This window comes from Methylovirgula ligni (assembly GCF_004135935.1).
Classification (GTDB): domain Bacteria; phylum Pseudomonadota; class Alphaproteobacteria; order Rhizobiales; family Beijerinckiaceae; genus Methylovirgula; species Methylovirgula ligni.
This window is the reverse complement of sequence record NZ_CP025086.1, coordinates 2,312,120-2,330,760: the sequence shown is the minus strand read 5'-3', so window position 1 is coordinate 2,330,760 and position 18,641 is coordinate 2,312,120. Positions and strand designations below refer to the sequence as shown.

At 62.5% G+C, this 18,641-nt stretch carries 18 protein-coding genes, 1 tRNA gene and 1 pseudogene; 10 read left to right on the top strand and 10 right to left on the bottom strand.

Going from position 1 to position 18,641, the window contains the following annotated elements:
• Positions 1–8: 8 nt before the first annotated feature.
• Positions 9–1,727 (bottom strand): trimethylamine N-oxide permease, encoded by a 1,719-nt coding sequence (locus CWB41_RS11265; protein WP_115837087.1) that lies wholly within the window; start codon positions 1,725–1,727, stop codon positions 9–11.
• A gap of 244 nt (positions 1,728–1,971) precedes the next feature.
• On the opposite strand from CWB41_RS11265, the gene CWB41_RS11260 reads away from it, so the two are divergent.
• The 3 genes from CWB41_RS11260 to CWB41_RS11250 are packed head-to-tail and all read left to right on the top strand — an operon-like array spanning position 1,972 to position 4,607.
• Entirely contained in the window at positions 1,972–2,556 is a 585-nt protein-coding gene (locus CWB41_RS11260) for a dimethylamine monooxygenase subunit DmmA family protein (protein ID WP_129396469.1), read from the top strand.
• Positions 2,553–3,506 carry a PDR/VanB family oxidoreductase gene (locus CWB41_RS11255; RefSeq protein ID WP_115836638.1) on the top strand — a complete coding sequence of 318 codons (954 nt, stop codon included), beginning with the start codon at positions 2,553–2,555 and terminating at the stop codon, positions 3,504–3,506. Before CWB41_RS11260 ends, CWB41_RS11255 begins: the two co-directional genes overlap by 4 nt.
• Before the next feature lie 45 nt (positions 3,507–3,551).
• The gene (locus tag CWB41_RS11250; RefSeq protein WP_115837088.1) at positions 3,552–4,607 is read left to right on the top strand and encodes a heme-dependent oxidative N-demethylase family protein; all 1,056 of its coding nucleotides are present in this window, start codon (positions 3,552–3,554) and stop codon (positions 4,605–4,607) included.
• Here CWB41_RS11250 and CWB41_RS11245 read toward each other — a convergent pair.
• The 7 genes and pseudogenes from CWB41_RS11245 to CWB41_RS16515 all read right to left on the bottom strand — a co-directional run bounded on the left by CWB41_RS11245 (position 4,592) and on the right by CWB41_RS16515 (position 8,586).
• Positions 4,592–4,828, bottom strand: a complete 237-nt coding sequence (locus CWB41_RS11245) for a hypothetical protein (RefSeq protein WP_115836639.1) — start codon at positions 4,826–4,828, stop codon at positions 4,592–4,594. The two genes, CWB41_RS11250 and CWB41_RS11245, sit on opposite strands and share 16 nt — an antisense overlap.
• A gap of 214 nt (positions 4,829–5,042) precedes the next feature.
• On the bottom strand, positions 5,043–5,246 hold the full coding sequence (locus tag CWB41_RS11240; RefSeq protein ID WP_115836640.1) for a hypothetical protein: 204 nt from the start codon (positions 5,244–5,246) through the stop codon (positions 5,043–5,045).
• 153 nt (positions 5,247–5,399) lie between these two features.
• The gene (locus CWB41_RS11235) at positions 5,400–6,749 is read right to left on the bottom strand and encodes a glycosyltransferase family 2 protein (protein WP_165204285.1); all 1,350 of its coding nucleotides are present in this window, start codon (positions 6,747–6,749) and stop codon (positions 5,400–5,402) included.
• 218 nt (positions 6,750–6,967) lie between these two features.
• Positions 6,968–7,366 carry a hypothetical protein gene (locus tag CWB41_RS11230; RefSeq protein ID WP_115836642.1) on the bottom strand — a complete coding sequence of 133 codons (399 nt, stop codon included), beginning with the start codon at positions 7,364–7,366 and terminating at the stop codon, positions 6,968–6,970.
• 164 nt (positions 7,367–7,530) lie between these two features.
• The gene (locus CWB41_RS11225; protein ID WP_115836643.1) at positions 7,531–7,929 is read right to left on the bottom strand and encodes an Ohr family peroxiredoxin; all 399 of its coding nucleotides are present in this window, start codon (positions 7,927–7,929) and stop codon (positions 7,531–7,533) included.
• A gap of 107 nt (positions 7,930–8,036) precedes the next feature.
• Positions 8,037–8,156: pseudogene (locus CWB41_RS16385) on the bottom strand (rhodanese-like domain-containing protein); the annotation flags it as partial.
• A 64-nt stretch (positions 8,157–8,220) separates the two neighbouring features.
• Positions 8,221–8,586, bottom strand: a complete 366-nt coding sequence (locus CWB41_RS16515) for a lysozyme inhibitor LprI family protein (RefSeq protein WP_342633723.1) — start codon at positions 8,584–8,586, stop codon at positions 8,221–8,223.
• A gap of 227 nt (positions 8,587–8,813) precedes the next feature.
• Here CWB41_RS16515 and CWB41_RS11210 point away from each other — a divergent pair, with 227 nt between their 5' ends.
• Both CWB41_RS11210 and CWB41_RS11205 read left to right on the top strand, forming a co-directional pair.
• Positions 8,814–9,224 (top strand): cupin domain-containing protein, encoded by a 411-nt coding sequence (locus CWB41_RS11210; protein WP_245411279.1) that lies wholly within the window; start codon positions 8,814–8,816, stop codon positions 9,222–9,224.
• Between the two features lie 245 nt (positions 9,225–9,469).
• A complete protein-coding gene (locus CWB41_RS11205) occupies positions 9,470–10,909 on the top strand; it encodes a DUF1254 domain-containing protein (RefSeq protein ID WP_115837089.1) in 1,440 nt (479 codons plus the stop codon).
• A 184-nt stretch (positions 10,910–11,093) separates the two neighbouring features.
• On the opposite strand, the gene CWB41_RS11200 is transcribed toward CWB41_RS11205, so the two are convergent.
• A tRNA-Glu gene (locus tag CWB41_RS11200) sits at positions 11,094–11,169 on the bottom strand.
• A gap of 79 nt (positions 11,170–11,248) precedes the next feature.
• Positions 11,249–13,024, bottom strand: coding sequence for a single-stranded-DNA-specific exonuclease RecJ (gene recJ / locus CWB41_RS11195; RefSeq protein ID WP_245411310.1), 1,776 nt, complete (start codon positions 13,022–13,024; stop codon positions 11,249–11,251).
• Between the two features lie 193 nt (positions 13,025–13,217).
• On the opposite strand from recJ, the gene CWB41_RS16200 reads away from it, so the two are divergent.
• From CWB41_RS16200 to CWB41_RS11165, 5 genes are all read left to right on the top strand, one after another.
• Positions 13,218–13,460 (top strand): hypothetical protein, encoded by a 243-nt coding sequence (locus CWB41_RS16200; protein WP_165204282.1) that lies wholly within the window; start codon positions 13,218–13,220, stop codon positions 13,458–13,460.
• A 548-nt stretch (positions 13,461–14,008) separates the two neighbouring features.
• Entirely contained in the window at positions 14,009–15,304 is a 1,296-nt protein-coding gene (murA, locus tag CWB41_RS11180) for a UDP-N-acetylglucosamine 1-carboxyvinyltransferase (protein WP_115836648.1), read from the top strand.
• An 82-nt stretch (positions 15,305–15,386) separates the two neighbouring features.
• Positions 15,387–15,842, top strand: a complete 456-nt coding sequence (locus tag CWB41_RS11175; RefSeq protein WP_115836649.1) for a DUF2948 family protein — start codon at positions 15,387–15,389, stop codon at positions 15,840–15,842.
• A 71-nt stretch (positions 15,843–15,913) separates the two neighbouring features.
• Positions 15,914–17,788 (top strand): aminopeptidase P family protein, encoded by a 1,875-nt coding sequence (locus tag CWB41_RS11170; RefSeq protein WP_115836650.1) that lies wholly within the window; start codon positions 15,914–15,916, stop codon positions 17,786–17,788.
• Positions 17,775–18,641 (top strand): class I SAM-dependent methyltransferase, encoded by an 867-nt coding sequence (locus CWB41_RS11165; protein WP_115836651.1) that lies wholly within the window; start codon positions 17,775–17,777, stop codon positions 18,639–18,641. Before CWB41_RS11170 ends, CWB41_RS11165 begins: the two co-directional genes overlap by 14 nt.

The following is an 18,641-nucleotide window of genomic DNA, read 5'->3' as shown; positions in this document are numbered from 1 at the left end:
CTTGTTTGTCAGAGCTTGAAGAACCAGTTGGCGACGAGCAGCGTCACCACACCGGCAGCCAGCGTGACATAGGGAAGAATCCCCGCCTTCTTCTGCGTCAGCGCGGCGGTGCCGCCGACTTGCAGATCCTCAAGCATCTCGTGCGGGAACTTGCCGCCGTCCTGAACGTAATGCCGGAAGGCGAAGACGGGGATGATGAGCGCCGCCGCGATCAGGCCCGCCCACAGTGCCGCCGGGTTCCAGACTTTGGCGCCCGCGCCCATGAAGATGACATTGACGAAGGACAGCGCCGCGCCGATGCCGATGATCCACGCCGGCGCCTTGTAGGGACGCGGCACATGGCCGGAATCGATCCGGTGCAGCCAGCCGGAGTTCAGGTTGAGGAAGTTGAAGATGATGTAGCCGCAGTTCGACACCGCGAGCACGAAGAAGAAGCTCGTCGCGTCGGCGCAGGCAATCGACAACAGGACGAGGTTGAACGTCAGATCGGTCCACATCGCGCGGGTGGGAGCGCCATGCGAATTGACGTGGTTCAGATAGCGCGGCAGCCAGCCATCGACCGAGCCTTGGTAAAGCGTGCGCGACGAGCCGGCCATCGCCGTCATGATCGACAGAATCAGGGCAAGGATCATCAGCATGACGAGCAGGCTCTCGATGATCTTGCCGCCGCCGACCATATGCGCCATGGCCTGCGCCACGCCGGAGCCGTCCACGACGGACGGATCGAGCATGCCCGTCAGGCCCAGCGCGCCCTGGAAGGTGAACGGCACCAGCACGAAGAGCGCGATGCAAAGCAGTCCGGAATAAAAGATCGCCTTGAACGTGTCTTTAGCGGGATCGCGGAATTCGCTCGTGTAGCAGATCGCCGTCTCGAACGCATAGGTCGACCAGGCGGCGATAAACATGCTGCCGAGTACCAGCGTCCAGCCGGTGATATTCCAGCTTCCGAGTTGCGGCGCGGAGGCCGCGGCGAGCGGCGTGAGCGGCGAGAAATTGTTCCAATGCACCGCGCCGTTGAACAGCGGCACGACGCCGACGATCGCCATCGGAATGATGACCGCCAGGCCGATCCATTTCTGCACGTTCGCCGTGCCGAGAATGCCGCGATGCTGAATCGCGAAGACGACCAGCATCAGCACAACGCCGACGAAGAAAGCGGCGTTCAACGAGAAACTGACCGGACCGATCGTGTGCGAGAAAGCGGTCCAATTGCGGATGCCCGGCGTCAGCGCCGCGACAGCCGCAGCCGTCTGGTCGGCGGCGCTGCCGTGCAAGGTGGCCGCATGCGCCGCGATCCATTGTGCGACCTCCGGGCTCTGTGCCGAAGGAACCGGCGCCAGCGCGTTCAGGACGTAGGCCGCTGCAATGGAACAGCCGAGCGAGAGCACGGGGCTCCAGGCGATCCAGTTACACCATACGGAGAGCGGTGCGACAAACTTGACGTAACGCACCCACGCCGCCGCGCCGTAGATCGAGGCGCCGCCCGATTTGTTGGGAAAGAGGCCGGCGATTTCCGCGTAGGTGAACGATTGAACGAAGCCCAGCGCGATCGATGCCGCCCAGATGAGAAAGGCGAGATTGCCCGCCGTGCCGGCGATGCCGCCGATAGAGAACAGCACGAGCGCCGGCACGCCGCTCGCAACCCAGAACGCGCCGACCCAGGAAATCGATCTATGCAGTTTGCCCTTTTCGGGAATGGCATCCAATTCGTTTGCAAGGCTGGTCATCGCGCGCTCCTTCGGCCGCAGGCGGCACCGGCACGCCTGGCTCAAAGGCGCTTCGTCCAGAGTCCCGCTTTGCGGCATTAATTGGTTTTGCGATGAACATTAATTTTCTCAGGAGGAAAACTGTCAATGATGCCAGTTGGCATCATGGACTTGCGCTGCCGGCCAGACTTAACTTCCGCTACCAAACGAAAACACTTGCTCACGCAAGGGGTTGTGCCGCGAGGACGCGGCGGAGAATGTCGAAATGCCGAGTCCGACTATCCCCAGCCGACCAACATACAAGCCTTTCGAACTCGTGCCGGTCGCGCGCGCCCACTTGATCATCGCCGAACATCTGGAGGCGCTGCCGAACTTGTCGCCCCCCGCATGGCCGGACGCGCCGATCGAATTCTGGGCCATCGTCCCCGACAGCCGCTCGCTTGGCCTGCAGCGGGTGAATCACGGCATCCCGACCTATCATTACCGCGCCGCGCCGCATCTTCTCGACCATCTCGCCTATCGGCTGGAGCGTGAATTTGTCGGACTGCACCTTTATGCGATCGGCAGGGAGTCCTTCATCTGGGATGTTGCCGGGTTGGCGCGCGGCAAAGGCATGGACCGCGACGAATACCATCTGACGCAGCAAGGATCGGAGCGCCGGCGCGTCTATTGCGTCCATTGCCGGACCTTCACCGAAAATGTGAGCACCAATATCGCGGTGTGCAGCGGCTGCGGGGCGCAATTGCAGGTCCGCGATCACTTCTCGCAGCGTCTCGCCGCTTTCATGGGCGTCCAGGTCGATGCCGAGCTTCCCGGCGCGCTTCCCCCGATTGAAGAGGCCTATCCATGAGCGGTACAGCCACGCTGACGTTGCGCGTGCGCGAAGCGGAGATGATTGCGCCGCTCCTGAAGCGCTTCGTCCTCGAATCGGCCGACCGTGCGCCGCTGCCCTCAATCGGCGCCGGCGCGCATCTGCGCCTGCTGCTGAAAGAGGGCCAGAAGAAATTCCGCAACGCCTATTCCATCGCCGCGACGGCACCGGACAACAGCGCCTACGAGATCATCGTGCGCCGCGTGGCGCATTCGCGCGGCGGCTCGGCCTTTCTCCACGATCACGTCGATGCCGGAGCGATCGTCGAGGCCGACTTCCCCGGCAATCTGTTTCCGATTTCGCACGTCGCGCGCAAACATCTGCTGATCAGCGGCGGCATCGGAATCACGCCATTTCTCGGCTATCTCGCCTATTTGAAAACGACGCCCGCGCCTTTCGAACTGCACCATTTCTGCCGGGTTGAAGAAACCGAGACGTTCGAACGGGCGCTGCGTGGATACGATGCCGGGAAAATCCATCTTCACCCCGAGCTCGCGCAGTTCGATCTCATCGATATGCTGCGGAAGCAGCCGCTGGGCACGCATCTTTACGTCTGCGGTCCGGAAGGGCTCATGAATATGGTGCTGGCGGCCGCGCGCTCGCACGGCTGGCCGGGCTCAAAGCTCCATTCCGAGTCCTTTGGCGGCGCCCATGCGGGCGGCGCGCCCTTTGTCGCGATCCTCGAGCGCAGTGGCCTTGAAATCCATGTGCCCGAAGATCAGACCCTGCTCGAAGCAATCGAGGCCGCGGGTCTTGAGCCGCCCTGCCTTTGCCGTGGGGGCGCCTGCGGCCAATGCCAGACGGACGTTATCGAAGGCGAGCCGGAACACCGCGACCATTATCTCAATGCCGCCGAGCATGCGGAAAACCGCTCCATGATCATCTGCGTCTCGCGCGCGAAGGGAGATCGCATCGTCCTCGATCTCTGACCCGGCCTCATCGGCAGGCCGCCAAACCCGATGCACGAGGAATCAATGACGATAGTCTTCAAACCCACCGAAACGTTCCACGACGACTTCACCTATCGCAACAGCGACGCGGCCATTCTGCGCTTCCCGTTTCCCTTCGGCGAAGACGCCTACATGTATTCGGTCAATATCGAGCCGCATGTTCCCGTCGGCCCCTCGCCGGTCTATCTGCATGCGTTCGACGTCGACGAACATTATGTCGCGGAATGCCGCGAGCGGGCGCGCGTGCTGGCGCTCGATCCCGGCCGCTGCAAAGTGCTGCCGCATATGATGACGGCGCAATGGGACACGCTCGAACTCATCATGGAGAGCTTCGCGCGGGATTACCCGGAGCATTTTTCGCTCTCCAAGAACGGTTCCACCTGGACATGGCAAAACCGGCTGCTCGGCATCGAGGACAAGTTCACGTTCGGCGACGCCGCGACGCTTCCCTACCCGCCGTTTGAATATATCACCCGCCAGGCGCAAGGCGATTTCACGCTCCAGGACCAGCGCAACGATAACCTCTTCGTAGATGGCGGCATGGTGACGACGCAGGCTGACTGGTCGCTCGAATTCGATGTCGGCATGAGCTTCCACGAGTGGCACGGTCCGGTGCCGCTGGCGCATCAGATCGGCGTCTTCGACAGGGCGCTCAAGTTCCTTCTGCGTCTGCAGCAGGCGCAGCCGGTCCGCCGGCTGAACTGGACGATGACGATCAATCCACGGCTCGACACGAGCCCCGAGAACTATCCCGTCTGGGGGCCGGATCGTCTCACCGTCACCCCCGAGAATGTCGCGCAGAAGGTGCATTTGCGCGTCGAATTGCAGACGCTGTTCCGTCTGCCGCGCTCCAATGCGATCCTGTTCGGGATTCGTTGCTACCTCGCGAGCGTAGACGAACTCGCACGGGTTGAGAAATGGCGCAAGCGCCTGCATCGCGTGCTGCGCGACCTGCCGCCGGAACTCGAAACCTACAAGGGCCTGACCCGCTTCCGGCAGATGGTTATCGATTATCTCGCGCCCTTCGACGACGGCGCTCCACTCGCAAAAGGCTGCCAGCCGGATCAGACATCCCTGTAAGTCTGCGCCTCGGCCGTCTTGCCGTTTGGCGGCCATTTTGCGCCTTGCCAATATCGCCAATGACTCGGATGCACGGGAACGGATTCGTGCGTCAGCACATTCGCCCATCCGCTCCCGGCGCGGCGGCACGGGAAAGCCAGGGCATAAGCCTCCCCGGCCTCGATCACGCCGACCTCGAGGTCCTGATCGAAAGGCGCTTTATCGATAGGTTGCCAATCCATTGGATCGAAACTTCCCCTGCGTGGCGCAGATGCCTGCCCAAACGGCAGGCTGCAATCCACCTATTGTTCTTGGCGTGAGGCGAAACGCTTTTGTGCGCCGGCCTTCGACGCCACTCAATGAAGGTAAATTTGGCGGGATCGCCGCAACCGGGCGTTGATCGAAGTCAATTTTTGAGGATTTCCAACGCCAAACCGGCAGGCGGGCTGGAGACGCTCAGGACTTATCTGCGGGGATACTCGGACCTTCAGCCGCCGGATGTTTCGGGTCGGGGAGGCCCGCCAGCCTGGCTTTTTCTTCCGCGAGAAGTCTTTCCACGGTTTGCCGAGTCTGGTCGTCGAGCGGTGTCTGTAGAAGACGGCTGAAATGCTCGATGTTGAGTTCAGCGATCTCGCGCGGCGTTGTGAACTCGTCTCCCATATCCATCTCTTCGCCACTGGGGCACGGTTATGGTCGCTTGCGCGCAGCCGCCCAAGGACGGCCTAGGAATTCGATCGCTGTCAAATTCCCATTCGACTACCGGGCGAGCATCCTAGCCGAGAAACAAATATGAGTCACGGCAGATGCCCGGGATCATTTCTTGACCACCTCAAATCCCCGCGCCGGATTGAGCAGTGCCCAGAGAACCCCCAGCCCTTCCATGGCTGCGAAGACTGGCAACAGGAGAAGCACCTTTGCCGTCAGGAAGACGCGCCGCGACCAGCTTGTGATGCCGTGCTCGTCCATGTTGGCGGCGAGGCCGGTAATGTAAAGCGTTGCGAAGGTGGCGAAGGAATAACTCGCGAGAACCCGCACCACGGGGCTGATCGAGACGTGATGCGCGAGATTGCCAAGCGTATAGAACATGGCGAAAGGCGCGAGGCCCCAAAGCACGGTGTTGAGCGCCAGGCATAAGCGCCAGCGGATTGCGACCGGCGCATGGAGCGCCACCTGCACCAGCCCCTGGAACCATCGGCGCCGCTGACGCAGAAAGTCCGAAAAGGACATGCAGGACTGCTCTTCCAGATAGCCCTCGACCCAGGCGCAGCGGACGCCGAGTTGCATCGCCTTCATCGCCCAGAAGGCATCCTCGGTAATATCCCCGCGCGGGCCGAAATCGAAACCGCCGGTCGCCTTTTCGATGTCGTTGCGCACGACGATATAGGAGCCATGCAGGCCGAACAGCGTGATGCCCAGCCGGTTCTGGAAGTGAAAGCGCGCGAAATCATCACCCGTGCGTCCGATATCGGCGAGGGTAAGGAATGGATGGCGTTCCCATTCGCGATGATAAAGCAGACTCCCCTGCCCGATTTTCAGCCGGCCCGTCGATTCCGCCTCGCCGATGAATTTGCAGATGCCCTTGATGCCCGAGGAAGTCGGCTGGGTCTCCTCGTCGAGATGCACGATCCAGGTTTGGTCGGAGATCGGCGAGTTCAGCAGAGCGTAATGCAGTGCGCGCGCCTTGAAGCGCGAGCCGCTCGGCGTGCGATAATCGTCCGGAACGGTAATGACGCGCACATCGGGATCGCGCTGCGGCAGAAGCGCGACATTGGGGCATGTGTCGATGACGACTTCGATGACATAAGGCGCGAGCGGCGTGCGCTTCATCTCCGCCTGGCAACGGCGGATCGTCCGCAGGACGATCTCGATGTTTTTCCCCGAGGTGATGATGCGCCAGCAGATTTGCTGCCTGATCGGCTGCGCATCATCCAATGAGGTCGGATGGCGATAGGCGAAGGCGCCCAGCAGACCCACCGTGCCGGGGATCATCCCGCTTAGCCAGATCAGGCTCGCCCAGGCCCAGGCCTTCTGGGCCGAGGTCGCCGGCAGTTCGCCTACTGGATAGAGGATGTACCAAACCGAGGAACAGAAAACGATGAGGAAAAGACTTGTCAGGAGCCTTAGCCGATGCCCGGTGACCACGCCCCAGGCCCAATCTCTCACAGGTTCTTTCGGAATTGAGACAGGTTCATCAAATTCGACGGGCTTCAAAAGCGGGCGCAAGGACATTCCCCAAAAAGTCGCCTCGGCGGGCCGAAGCCGACGCAAAACACTGAAATCATATGCTTGGTAACAAACCCCGCGCGTTTAGGAAACGGCGGCATGCGGACGCGGCGAAGGCGAATTACGGCAGGAAAAGACGGGCGGAACACAGCCGTCGGTCAGCACCGATGGAAATGGGCGAAAATGTCCGGGGCGTGCATCCAGATGAATTGCGGCGTCAGACCGCCGTGCCGGGTGATCCAGGCGCGGATATCGGGCGGGTAAGCATTCCAGAGGATCGCCGTCGCGCTCGGCAGATGCGCCTGATGAAAGCCGAAGGAGGCGCGCGGTGTGACGCAGATCCGCTCGCGCGGGATATGGCCGAGGAGCACGGTGCAGGCCGATTGGCACGGGCCGACTATCCGCACATTGACGCCCTGCGCCGCCAGTGCCGCCCAGTGCGCGTCATAAGCAACGACGCTGCCGCCGTGGTTGTCGAAGACATCGATCGTTTCCGCCGATGCCGCGCCGCCAAGCGCACAAAGAATTGCCAGCGCCAATAATCGTGGGATTCGCATAGCCGTTCTCCGGAGATGAGAAGCAGGGTACGCAGTGGACCGTCCGCCGCTTTAAGCGGGCGGGAGATGTCTCGCCACCATGAGACTAGACCAATTCGGCCCGGGCCGTACAGACGGCCTACCCATTGAGCCCCGACGCAGCCGCGCCAGAGCCCCGGCGTCTCTCACACCAGGTTGGTCTCGACGGCGATGTTGCCGTGCGTGGCCTTGGAATACGGGCAGATTCCGTGCGCCGCGTGGATCAGTTCCTCCGCGACCCGGCGGTCGAGGCCCGGCAGGCTGACATCGAGGCGCGCGGTCAGAAAGAAGCCGCTGCTGGCATCATGGTTCAGGTTGATCTCGGCGTCGATCGCCACTTCGGGCGGGAGCTTGACCTTCTTTTGCGTGGCTGCCAGTTCGAGCGCGCCCATATAGCAAGCGGACCAGGCCGCGCCGAAGAGGTTCTCAGCCTCCGGGTGGGGCGCCGGCAGCTTGAGATCCAGAAAGCCGTCGCTGCTATGCGCCGCGGCATTTTTGCCATTGGTATTGTGGGTCTTGCCGGTGAAGAGAACCTTGGCGGTCATGGGATGTCCTTTCAGTTGGGGGCTAATTTACATCGCTTTAATCGGATGACGGCGGCACGCCCTTCTACGAAAGACGCGCGGCGATACCTTCGTCGACATCGCAGTTTCTATTGCAACGGCCTGTTGGCCTTCTTCCAGGCGTCGAAACCACCCTCGATGTGGGAGGCGGATTCGATGCCCGCATCCCGCGCGGCCTGGACTGCCATTGCCGAGCGCTCGCCAAATGCTATTGAAGAACTGTCGGAAAATCATCGCAAGATCCTCGTGCGCGGGTTCGCGATGTCTGCCAGCCTAGAATGGACCTCGCTTGGCCAGCGCGTCGAACTGCTTTGTGAGGTCCCCGATGCGCGCTTTGTATGATTGGGCCAGGCATTGGACATCAGTTCCACAGGCATTTCGGCTGGCAATCCAATGCTGCTGCGCATCCATGACGTCGCCGCGTTGTCCCATCGCGACGAGCGAGGTCAGAAGACCGTAAAGCGTCGCGAGGCGTGATTCATCCTGCCCCAGAGCGTAATTTCCGCAGATCGTCTTCTCGGCCGGCGCTGACGCCTTCGCACATTCGATTGGCGCATAGGCCGCCGTCTGGCCCAGACAAGATGCGGATGCGAAGACAGATGCGAGAACAACGCTAGGCACAATGAGGTGTCGGCGCATCATGAAAGGCTCCGCGGTTCGCAATCGTCCGGCAATGTTCGCCGAAGGCTTGCCGTATGATGTCCCTGAAAGCGACCATCGCCATGTCGCCTAATTACTTGTAGCAAACTATTGTCTCGCTGAAAAAAATAGACCCCGATTAATTGGCCCGCAGGCCGGCCTCTTCGTCTCTCCGGGTGATCCAAAGGTGATCCGCCATGAAAATTGTCTTAAGGCGAGCAACGCACATGACGGGCGCGCTCCTCGTCGTGCTGTCGTCACCCTCTCATCTGAGGGCGGCCGATAAGCCCCCGGCCGTCGTCGTGACACCCCTCCTCACAACCGTCACGACGGCCAGTGGCCAACCAATCATTCTGCCTCGAGGGCGCGCCCGCCTGATAGTCTCGACATACGTTATCGCACCGGGCGCCAGATTGCCGGTTCACCGCCATCTCTATCCAAGATACGCTTATGTCCTGGATGGCCAGCTTCGCGTAACCGAGATCAAAACGCATCGGAAATTCGATTACAAGAAGGGTGATTTCGTCGCCGAGATGATCGGCGCGGAGCATTTCGGCGAGAACACCGGCGACATACCTCTTCGTCTTCTCGTCATTGACCTCGTTCCGAAGAATGTCAGCAACAACAGTCGGCCTTGAGCGTAACGGCTGCCATCGGTCTTGCGTGGCTATTGTCCAGCGCACCAGTCTCGGCCGCGATACTTCAGCGACAGGCCAAGGGGCTGCTGCGGTGCACATTTAGCCCGCGGATATATTGCTTGGCGACGCTCATCGCGTGAGCCTAGGATCACCGCCGATTGCTGGTCGTCATGATACTTTTCAAATTTGGTGCGATCATCTTGGTTGCGCATCAACGGGCCGATGTCTTTGCGGAGGAACACGTGATGCTTACCACTCGCCGCTCTATAATTGCATCTTCCGGCTTGCTTGCGTTGACGGCGTTAGACCGGAGCTTGCCTGCAATTGCGCAAAGCGGCTCGGCCGCGACAAACTCGGGAATTGCGCCCACTGCGGAAGAAGCGCGCGCCATCGCAGCCAATGCGTATCTATATTTCTATCCGCTCCTTTCGATGGACGTGACGCGCAAGCAATCGACCAACATCGAGCCCGGAAAGGAAATCGGCAAGGGCCCGATGAACATGTTCGTCAATGTGCCGGCGTATCCCCCCGCTGACCTCAAGACTGTGGTGCGGCCCAACTTCGACACGCTTTATTCGCTTGCGTGGCTCGACCTGACTAAAGAGCCGATGATCGTCTCGGCGCCCGACACTGGCGGCCGCTATTATCTCTTGCCGATGCTCGACATGTGGTCCGATGTGTTTGCCTCGCCCGGCTGGCGCACCACCGGCACTCAGGCCGCAAACTTTCTCATCGCTACCCCGGGGTGGAATGGAGCTGTGCCCTCAGGTGTGACACGAATCGACGCGCCAACACCAATCGTTTGGATCATCGGCCGCACCAAAACCGACGGCCCGGCGGATTATGCTGCCGTTCACAAAATCCAGGCGGGATACCAGATTACGCCGCTCTCGCGATGGGGCAAACCGCCGGTGCTGCCCGAGGCGACAATTGACCCATCTGTGGACTTGAAGACGCCGCCGAAGGTTCAAGTCGACTCCATGTCCGGCGACAAATTCTTCGCCTACGCAGCCGAGCTTCTCAAAGTCATCCCGCCGCATGTCACCGATCAGCCGATGATCGCGCAACTGAAGAAGATCGGCATCGAGCCCGGCAAGAGCTATGACGTTCAAAGACTAAGTCCCACCATTCGCGACGCCTTGGCGAACGCGCCGCATGATGCGCAGCAGCTGATGGCGTGGAAAGTTGCGTCTCTCGCGCAGGTAGTGAACGGGTGGTCGATGAATACCGACACGATGGGAGTTTACGGCAATTACTACTTGAAGCGCGCTATCGTTGCCCAGCTCGGCCTTGGCGCCAACCTGCCGGAAGATGCGATTTATCCGCTCAACCTAAGCGACCAGACGGGCAAGCCCCTCGATGGCAGCAACAAGTATACGATTCATTTCGACAAAGGCGCCACGCCGCCTGTAAACGCCTTCTGGTCGATCACGCTTTATGACAACGACGGTTTTCAGGTCGCGAATGCGCTCAATCGGTTTGCGGTCAGCAGTTGGATGCCGTTTAAGCGCAACGCCGACGGATCGCTCGATCTGTATTTTCAGAATGACAATCCTGGCTCGGACAAGGAACCTAATTGGCTTCCGGCGCCAAAAGGGCCATTCAATCTAACCATGCGCCTTTACGCGCCAACACCAGACGCGTTGACGGGGAAGTGGAGTCCGCCGCCGGTGACACGCACCTAATCCAGCAATGGCAACCCCGGAGAGTCTCATAGCGCCGTGAGGGCGTGGCGCAGCGGTTCGCTTGATATTTTTATGAGACCGGCAACGCAAACGCAGGCGAAGACCAAGGCGGTCGTGACCAAAGCGCCCATGCTTCCATCCTTGAGGCCAAGCGAAGGCAGCTAATCTATTGAAATGAAATCATTGGCGCGCCCAAGGGGAATCGAACCCCTGTTTTCGCCGTGAAAGGGCGACGTCCTGGACCGCTAGACGATGGGCGCACGCGGGTCGCTTCGGGACGGGCGAGGTATAGAGAGCAGAGTCCGCGCTGGCAAGCCGGGTCGGCCCGCCTTCCCGGCTTTATGCCGTCCCAGTCCCCGTTTCAGCCAGCGCGAGGTCGAGAAGCCGCAGTTGGATACGCTCGCGCCCGTTCCAGCGGTCGAGGACGAGGCTGCCCGCGAGATGCACCGCCTGCCCCCGCGCCGATACCAAGGCCCGGCCCAGCGGCTCCTCTGCGGCCCGGAAGAGAATGCCCTCCAGGCTCGCGCCATCGGCCGATTGGGCGCGCCAGCGCAAATGCCCCTGCCCGACCGGCATCACGTCAACAAGCCGGTGCGCGGGAAAGACGAAAACGGGCTCCGGATTGCCGGAGCCGAAAGGCCCCGCCTTTTCCAATATCGCATGGAGCGCAAGATTGGCCCCGGCGGCGGTGAGCATCGCATCGACCAGCAGGGCCTCGGCGGCCCGCGCTGCGGCGACGTTTTCCGCGATCGCCGATTCGAGAAACGCCGCGAATTCGGCGAGCCGTTCGCGGCGAAGCGTCACGCCGGCCGCCATTGCGTGACCGCCGCCTTTGACGAGCAGTCCGGCCTCCACCGCCTGACGCACGACCTTGCCGATATCGACACCGGCAATGGATCGCCCCGAGCCGGTGCCGATATCGCCCTCGAACGTAATGGCGAAGGCCGGGCGGCGAAACTTCTCCTTCAGGCGCGCGGCAACGAGACCGACGACGCCCGAATGCCAGCCCTCGCCGGCAACGAGAACGGCTGCACCCTCGCCGGCGCGATCGGCCGCCGCCAAAGCCTCTGCCGTGGCGATTTCGAGCGTCGCGATCTCCACCGTCTGGCGCTCGCGATTGAGCCGGTTCAATTCCTCCGCGATCTGCCGCGCCGCCAGCGGATCGCGATGGCCCAGCAGTTTGGCGCCGAGCGCCGCATCGCCGATTCGCCCCCCGGCATTGATGCGCGGGCCGATCAGGAAGCCGAGATGCTGCGCGGTCGGCGGGCCGCCCGCCCCGGCGACATCGAAGAGCGCGGCGAGGCCGGGGCGGCCACGTGCGCGCATCAGCGCGAGGCCCTTGACGACCAGAGCGCGGTTGAGCCCGGTCAGCGGCGCGACATCGGCGACGGTGGCGAGCGCGACGAGATCGAGCCCCAGCAAAAGATCCGGCTCGGGCCGCGCATCGTCCCAGAAGTTTTGCGCGCGCAGAAGGCGGTTGACCGCGATGAGCGTGAGGAACACGACGCCCGCCGCGCACAATTGGCCGAGGCCGGAAAGATCGTCCTGCCGGTTGGGATTGACGACGATGGCGGGCGGAAGCTGCTCCGGCGCCTGATGATGATCGAGCACGATCACATCGAGGCCGCGCCGGCGCGCCTCTTCGAGCGGCGCATGGCTTGTCGTGCCGCAATCGACGCAGACGAGCAGCTTGGCGCCAGCGTCCGCCAGCATGGCGATGGCCTGGACGTTGGGCCCGTAGCCCTCGAAAATCCGGTCAGGAATATGGATCTGATACGGCGTCCCGGCGGCCTTGAGGAAATCGCCGAGCAGTGCCGCCGAGGCCGCGCCATCGACATCGTAATCGCCGAAAATGGCGATCTTCTCCCCGGCCCGGACAGCGGCGGCGAGACGCGCGGCTGCAGCGTCCATATCGGCGAGGCGCGAAGGGTCTGGCAGCAGGCGGCGCAGCGTCGGATCGAGATAGAGCGCCGCCTCGTCCATCGGGACGCCGCGCCCGGCGAGAACTCGCGCCAACAGCTCCGGATGGCCGTGGACCTGCGTCATCGCCAGCGCCCGCGCCATCCCGCCGGCATCGAGCCGCTCGCGCCACGGACGGTCAAGAGCCGAGCGCATGACCCCAAGCAAAGGCCGTCCCGGTGCAGGCGTGAGATTTTGGGTCGAAAGCAGGGGCTGGTTCACGCCCCTTCTTATCATAAGGCCAGGCCGCAAATCAGCGTGGTACGGCAACCGTCAACAGACAGTGCGGGGGCCATGGAGCCGGCTGGTTCGATGACGGCTCCATGGCACCTTAATTTCAGGCGTGCGAATGGGCTTCGGTATGATGCTTGGCGGCTTCACCAGCATGATGATCGGCCTGCAGACCGTGGCCATGCGCGACATGGGCATGGTGTCCGGAGAGATGATGCTCGCCCTCGTCGTGGTGCTTGGCGGCCTCGCGATGGTGCTGGGCGGCCTTCTCGTGATGTTCGGCAGCGGCTTGATGGTGCTCGGCTTTGTTCAAAGTGGTCATTATCATTCTCCCCAGAAATGCGGCTTTGCCGCAGGGTGAGTGTGCCGGGTCCAGGTGCAGGCGCGGTGACATACACGCGACAGATCGATGAACTTCGCGAGCAGTTTCAAAACACAGACGCGCCACGTTCAATTTCCACGTGAACCGTAAGCTGCACGTTGGCTTTGCGCGGCTAAGCTGCACTTTGGCGTTGTGCCGGCGCAACAGCGCGCCGCGAATTCCGGCCGAGGGGCATGCCGATATGGCGCTGCGGGCGTGGACGCACTAGCGTCGCCAATCGCCCTTTGGACGATGGAATCGCGTCGGCGCGCAACTAGTCCCGCGAACGCAATCCTTTTGAAATCTTTTCGGATTTACGATTTTGCGAGACCTCCGCGCAACAGGCACTGGGAAAACCCTTTGATGAGTGACGCGGAAAACGGGCAGAAGGCGCCGCGCCCTGAAAAAGCCGCAGAGCGGGTGCGGCTTGCGGAGGCACTACGGGAAAATTTGCGCCGCCGGAAAACACAGAGCCGGGAGCGCGCCGCCGAGGCGAAGGCCAGTTCGGGACCTAAGCCGCCGCCGGCACATTCAAACGAGGGGGGCTGATGGATCGCATCCGGATCGTCGGCGGACATGCGCTCGAGGGGTCGATCGCCATTTCCGGCGCCAAGAATGCGGCGCTGCCGCTCATGATCGCGTCCCTGCTGACACCAGACACGCTGACGCTCGAGAACATCCCGCGCGTCGCCGATGTCGGCATGCTGCTACAGATTCTCAGCCACCACGGCGTCGATTACAGCGTCGATGGGCGCCGCCCCGGCGAAGAGCCGCATGCCAGCCGCACGCTGCATCTCTCCGCGCGCAATATCGTCGATACGAGCGCGCCTTATGACCTTGTCGCCAAGATGCGGGCGAGCTTCTGGGTCATCGCCCCGCTCGTCGCGCGCATGGGCGAAGCCCGCGTCTCCCTGCCCGGCGGCTGTGCCATCGGCACGCGGCCGGTCGATCTGCTCATCATGGTGCTGGAAAAGCTCGGCGCGAACGTCGAGATCGAATCGGGCTACGTCCGCGCCACGGCGAAGAACGGCCTTATTGGCGGCGAGATCCATTTCCCCAAGGTCACGGTCGGCGGCACGCATACGGCCCTGATGGCGGCCGCGCTCGCCAAGGGTCATACGCTCATCACCAATGCGGCCTGCGAGCCCGAGGTGGCCGATGTCGCCGACTGCCTCGTCAAGATGGGCGCCAGGATCAAGGGCATCGGCCAGCCGACCCTCGAAATCGAGGGCGTGGGCTCGCTACACGGCGCGTCGCATTCCGTCGTGCCGGACCGGATCGAGGCTGGAACTTACGCGATGGCCGTTGCCATGGCGGGCGGCGACGTGGTGCTGGAGCGCGCGGTGCCGGACCATCTCGAAAGCGCGCTTGATGCGATCAGCCAGGCGGGCGCGACGATCACCGTCACCAACCAGGGCATCCGCGTGCGCCGCAACGGCGCCGGTATTTCGCCGGTCGATATTTCGACGGCGCCCTACCCCGGCTTCCCGACCGATCTGCAAGCCCAGTTCATGGCGTTGATGACCAAGGCCAAGGGCAAATCGCGGATCACCGAGACGATTTTCGAGAACCGCTTCATGCACGTGCAGGAGCTGGCGCGGTTCGGGGCGCAGATCAAGCTCGACGGCGACATCGCCCATGTCAAAGGCGTTGCGGAATTGCAGGGCGCGCCGGTGATGGCGACCGATCTGCGTGCGTCCGTCTCCCTCGTCATCGCGGCGCTTGCGGCACGTGGCGAGACGATGGTGAACCGCGTCTATCATCTCGACCGTGGCTTCGAGCGGCTGGAGCAAAAGCTCAGCGGCTGCGGCGCGGTGGTCGAGCGGATCTCCGGCGCGAGTTGATCCTGCGCAATTCCAAAGCCTTGATCTTTGCGACCACGCCCCACACATGCCCTGATAACGGCTTTGTGAAGGAGATTGCGCCATGACGGCCCCGCTGCGCCTGATTGCGCTCGATACTGAAGACCTCGCGGTCCTATCCGCGCATTTGCAGGATTCGCTCGTTAAGGTCGGTGACATGACCTATTTGCCGCGCTCCAAACGCTTCGCGGCTGTCGGCGCGCGCTTCGATTGGATCGCCGAGGCAGAGGGCAAGAAGGAACGCTGCGAAACCGGCTTCCATTTCGAGCGCGTCCTCAAAGTAACCCGCAGCGGCTTTTCGCAGGACGATCCCGAGCAAAAGCTGATGCTGCTCAGCGTCACTTTCGCGGAGACGGACAGTCCGGCGGGGAAAGTCACTCTCATCTTTTCTGGCGGCGCCGCGATCCGCCTCGACGTCGAGTGCCTTGAGGCACAAGTGCAGGATCTCGGCCCGCGGTGGGCGTGCACGGCCTGCCCGGCGCATGACCTTGAAGAGGTCGCGCAAAAGCAGGCGAGCTGAAAGGCTGTCGCGCGGCGGTTTGCCGAAAACCGCTTCGCACTTTGCGGCGCGATGCTTTAGGCTGACGGCGCATGTTCGAAAGCCTCTACCAATCCTTCACTGATCAGGCTGATCGCGCGCAATCGGCGGCACGCTTCAAGGCTTTGCGCGAAGAACTCGCGCGGCAGGGTCTTGATGGCTTCATCGTGCCGCGCGCCGACCGCCACCAGAACGAATATGTGCCGCCGTCGGATGAACGGCTCGCTTGGCTGACCGGGTTCACCGGCTCGGCCGGCCTTGCCATCGTGCTGAAGGACCGCGCCGTGCTCTTCGTCGATGCGCGCTATACGATCCAGGCGCGCGATCAGGTCGATCTCGCCGTCGTCGAGCCGGTGCCGCTGGCGACGACAAGCCCGGAAAAATGGCTGGAAGCCAATCTGCCAGCCGGCGCCAAACTTGGCTATGACCCCTGGCTGCATACGCCAGGGCAGATCGAGCGCTACGAAAAGGCAGCGGCCAACGCGGAGGCAACGCTCGTCGCTGTCGACCTCAATCCGATCGATGCTATCTGGACGGACAGGCCGCCGCCGCCGCAAGGCGCAGTCAAACGGCATCCACCGCGGCTCGCGGGCGAGTCGGCGAAAAAGAAGCTGGCGCGGATCATCAAGGCGCTCGGCAAGGCTGATGCTCTCGTCGTCAGCGATCCGCATGCCGTCGCCTGGGCGTTCAATATCCGCGGCGCCGATGTCTCGCACACGCCGCTGCCGCTGGCCTTCGCCTTGATCCCGCGCGAGGGCAAACCGCGGCTTTATATCGAGGCTGCCAAGCTCAACGCGGCGACGCGCGCCTATCTCGAAGATTATGCCAAGGTCGAAGAGCCTGCGGGCCTCGAAGATGACCTTAAGCGTCTCGGGCAGAAGCATAGGCGCGTGCTCTTCGATACCGCGACCGTGCCGGTGAAATTGACGCGCCTGCTCAAAGAGGCGGGCGGCACCCCGGAGATCGGACAAGACCCGACCGCGCTGATGAAGGCGCGCAAGAACGAGGCGGAGTTGGAAGGTTCCCGCGCGGCGCACCTGCGCGACGGCGCCGCGATCGTACGCTTCCTGCACTGGTTCGACACCGAGGCGCCGAAGGGCAAGCTCACCGAGATCGACGCAGCGCGTGCGCTCGAAACCTTCCGCCGCGAGACGGGCAAGCTCAAGGATCTCTCCTTCCCGACGATCTCCGCCGCCGGGCCGCATTCGGCGATTCCGCATTACCGCGTGACCGAGGCCTCCAATCGCAAGATTTCGCGCGGCATCTATCTCGTCGATTCCGGCGGCCAATATGAGGACGGCACGACTGACATCACACGGACGCTGGCGGTCGGCGCGCCGACGCAGGAAATGCGCGATCGCTTCACGCGCGTGCTGAAGGGGCATATCGCCATCGCCCGCGCCTTGTTCCCGAAGGGGACCTCAGGCGGCCAGATTGACGCGCTGGCGCGTCTCGCGCTCTGGCAGGCCGGGGTCGATTTCGATCACGGCACGGGCCACGGCGTTGGCTCCTATCTCTCGGTACATGAGGGGCCGCAGCGCATCTCGAAAATCGGCGGCGTCGCGCTTGAGCCGGGCATGATCCTCTCCAACGAACCGGGCTATTACAAAGCCGACCATTTCGGCATCCGCATCGAAAATCTCATCGTCGTCACGCCTCGCAAGATCAAGGGCGCCGAACGCGAGACACTTGGTTTCGAGACGATCACCTTCGCGCCGATCGACCTAACCCTTGTCGAACCCAAACTGCTCGATCCGGAGGAAATCGCCTGGCTCGACGCCTATCATGCCGAGGTGCGCAAGCGCCTCTCGCCCTATCTCGACCGCGGCGACCGGCAATGGCTTGCACAGGCAACACAGCCGCTCGGCGGCGCGAACGCCAAGACGCGTCACAAGGCACGCCATAAGGTAAAACATGGCCGCCGTTGAAAACGTCTCCGATACGGCCTTCTGGGTCGCGCATTACCGCGCCCGCGAAAGCGCGCGGCCGGATGCGCTGTTTCACGACCCGCTCGCCGAACGCCTCTCGGGCACGCATGGCGATGCAATAGCTCGCGCCATCCCCGGCGGCGTAATGACCGGTTGGATCGTCTCGCTCCGCACCATCATCATCGACGATTTTCTGCGCTATGCGATTGGCCAAGGCGTCGATCTCATTCTGAATCTCGGCGCCGGGCTCGACACCCGTCCCTATCGGCTCGATGCCCTCGACCAGAAGGTGACCTGGGTCGAAGTCGATTATCCCGCCATGATCGCCTACAAGGAAAAGCAGCTCGCGAGCGAGACGCCGCGCTGCCGCCTCGAGCGCGTCAAGCTCGATCTCGCCGATCCTGTTGCGCGGCGCAGCTTTCTGGCCGGGATGAATGCGCGCAGCAAGAATATTCTCGTGCTGACCGAAGGCGTGCTGCCCTATCTCAGCAACGAGGCTGTCGGCGCGCTGGCGGACGATCTGCACCGTCAATCCAACGTCCGCTTCTGGATCGCCGACTACATGTCATCGCAGGCTTTGCGCTTCCGGCGCCGGTTTTCGCGGCGGCATTTGCGCAACGCCGCGTTCAAATTCGCGCCGGACGATTGGTTCGCCTTCTTCGACAGTCGCGGCTGGCAATGCAGCGACATGCATTATTATCTCGAGGAAGCGACAAAGGTGCACCGGCCGCTGCATCTGCCGCTGCCGTTTCGGATCATGATGTTCCTGCGCTGGCTGGCCTCGACGCCCGCGCAAAGAAAGCAAGCCGGCAAGTTCGCGGGCTTTGCCCTGCTCGTCCCGAAGGTGGCCTAG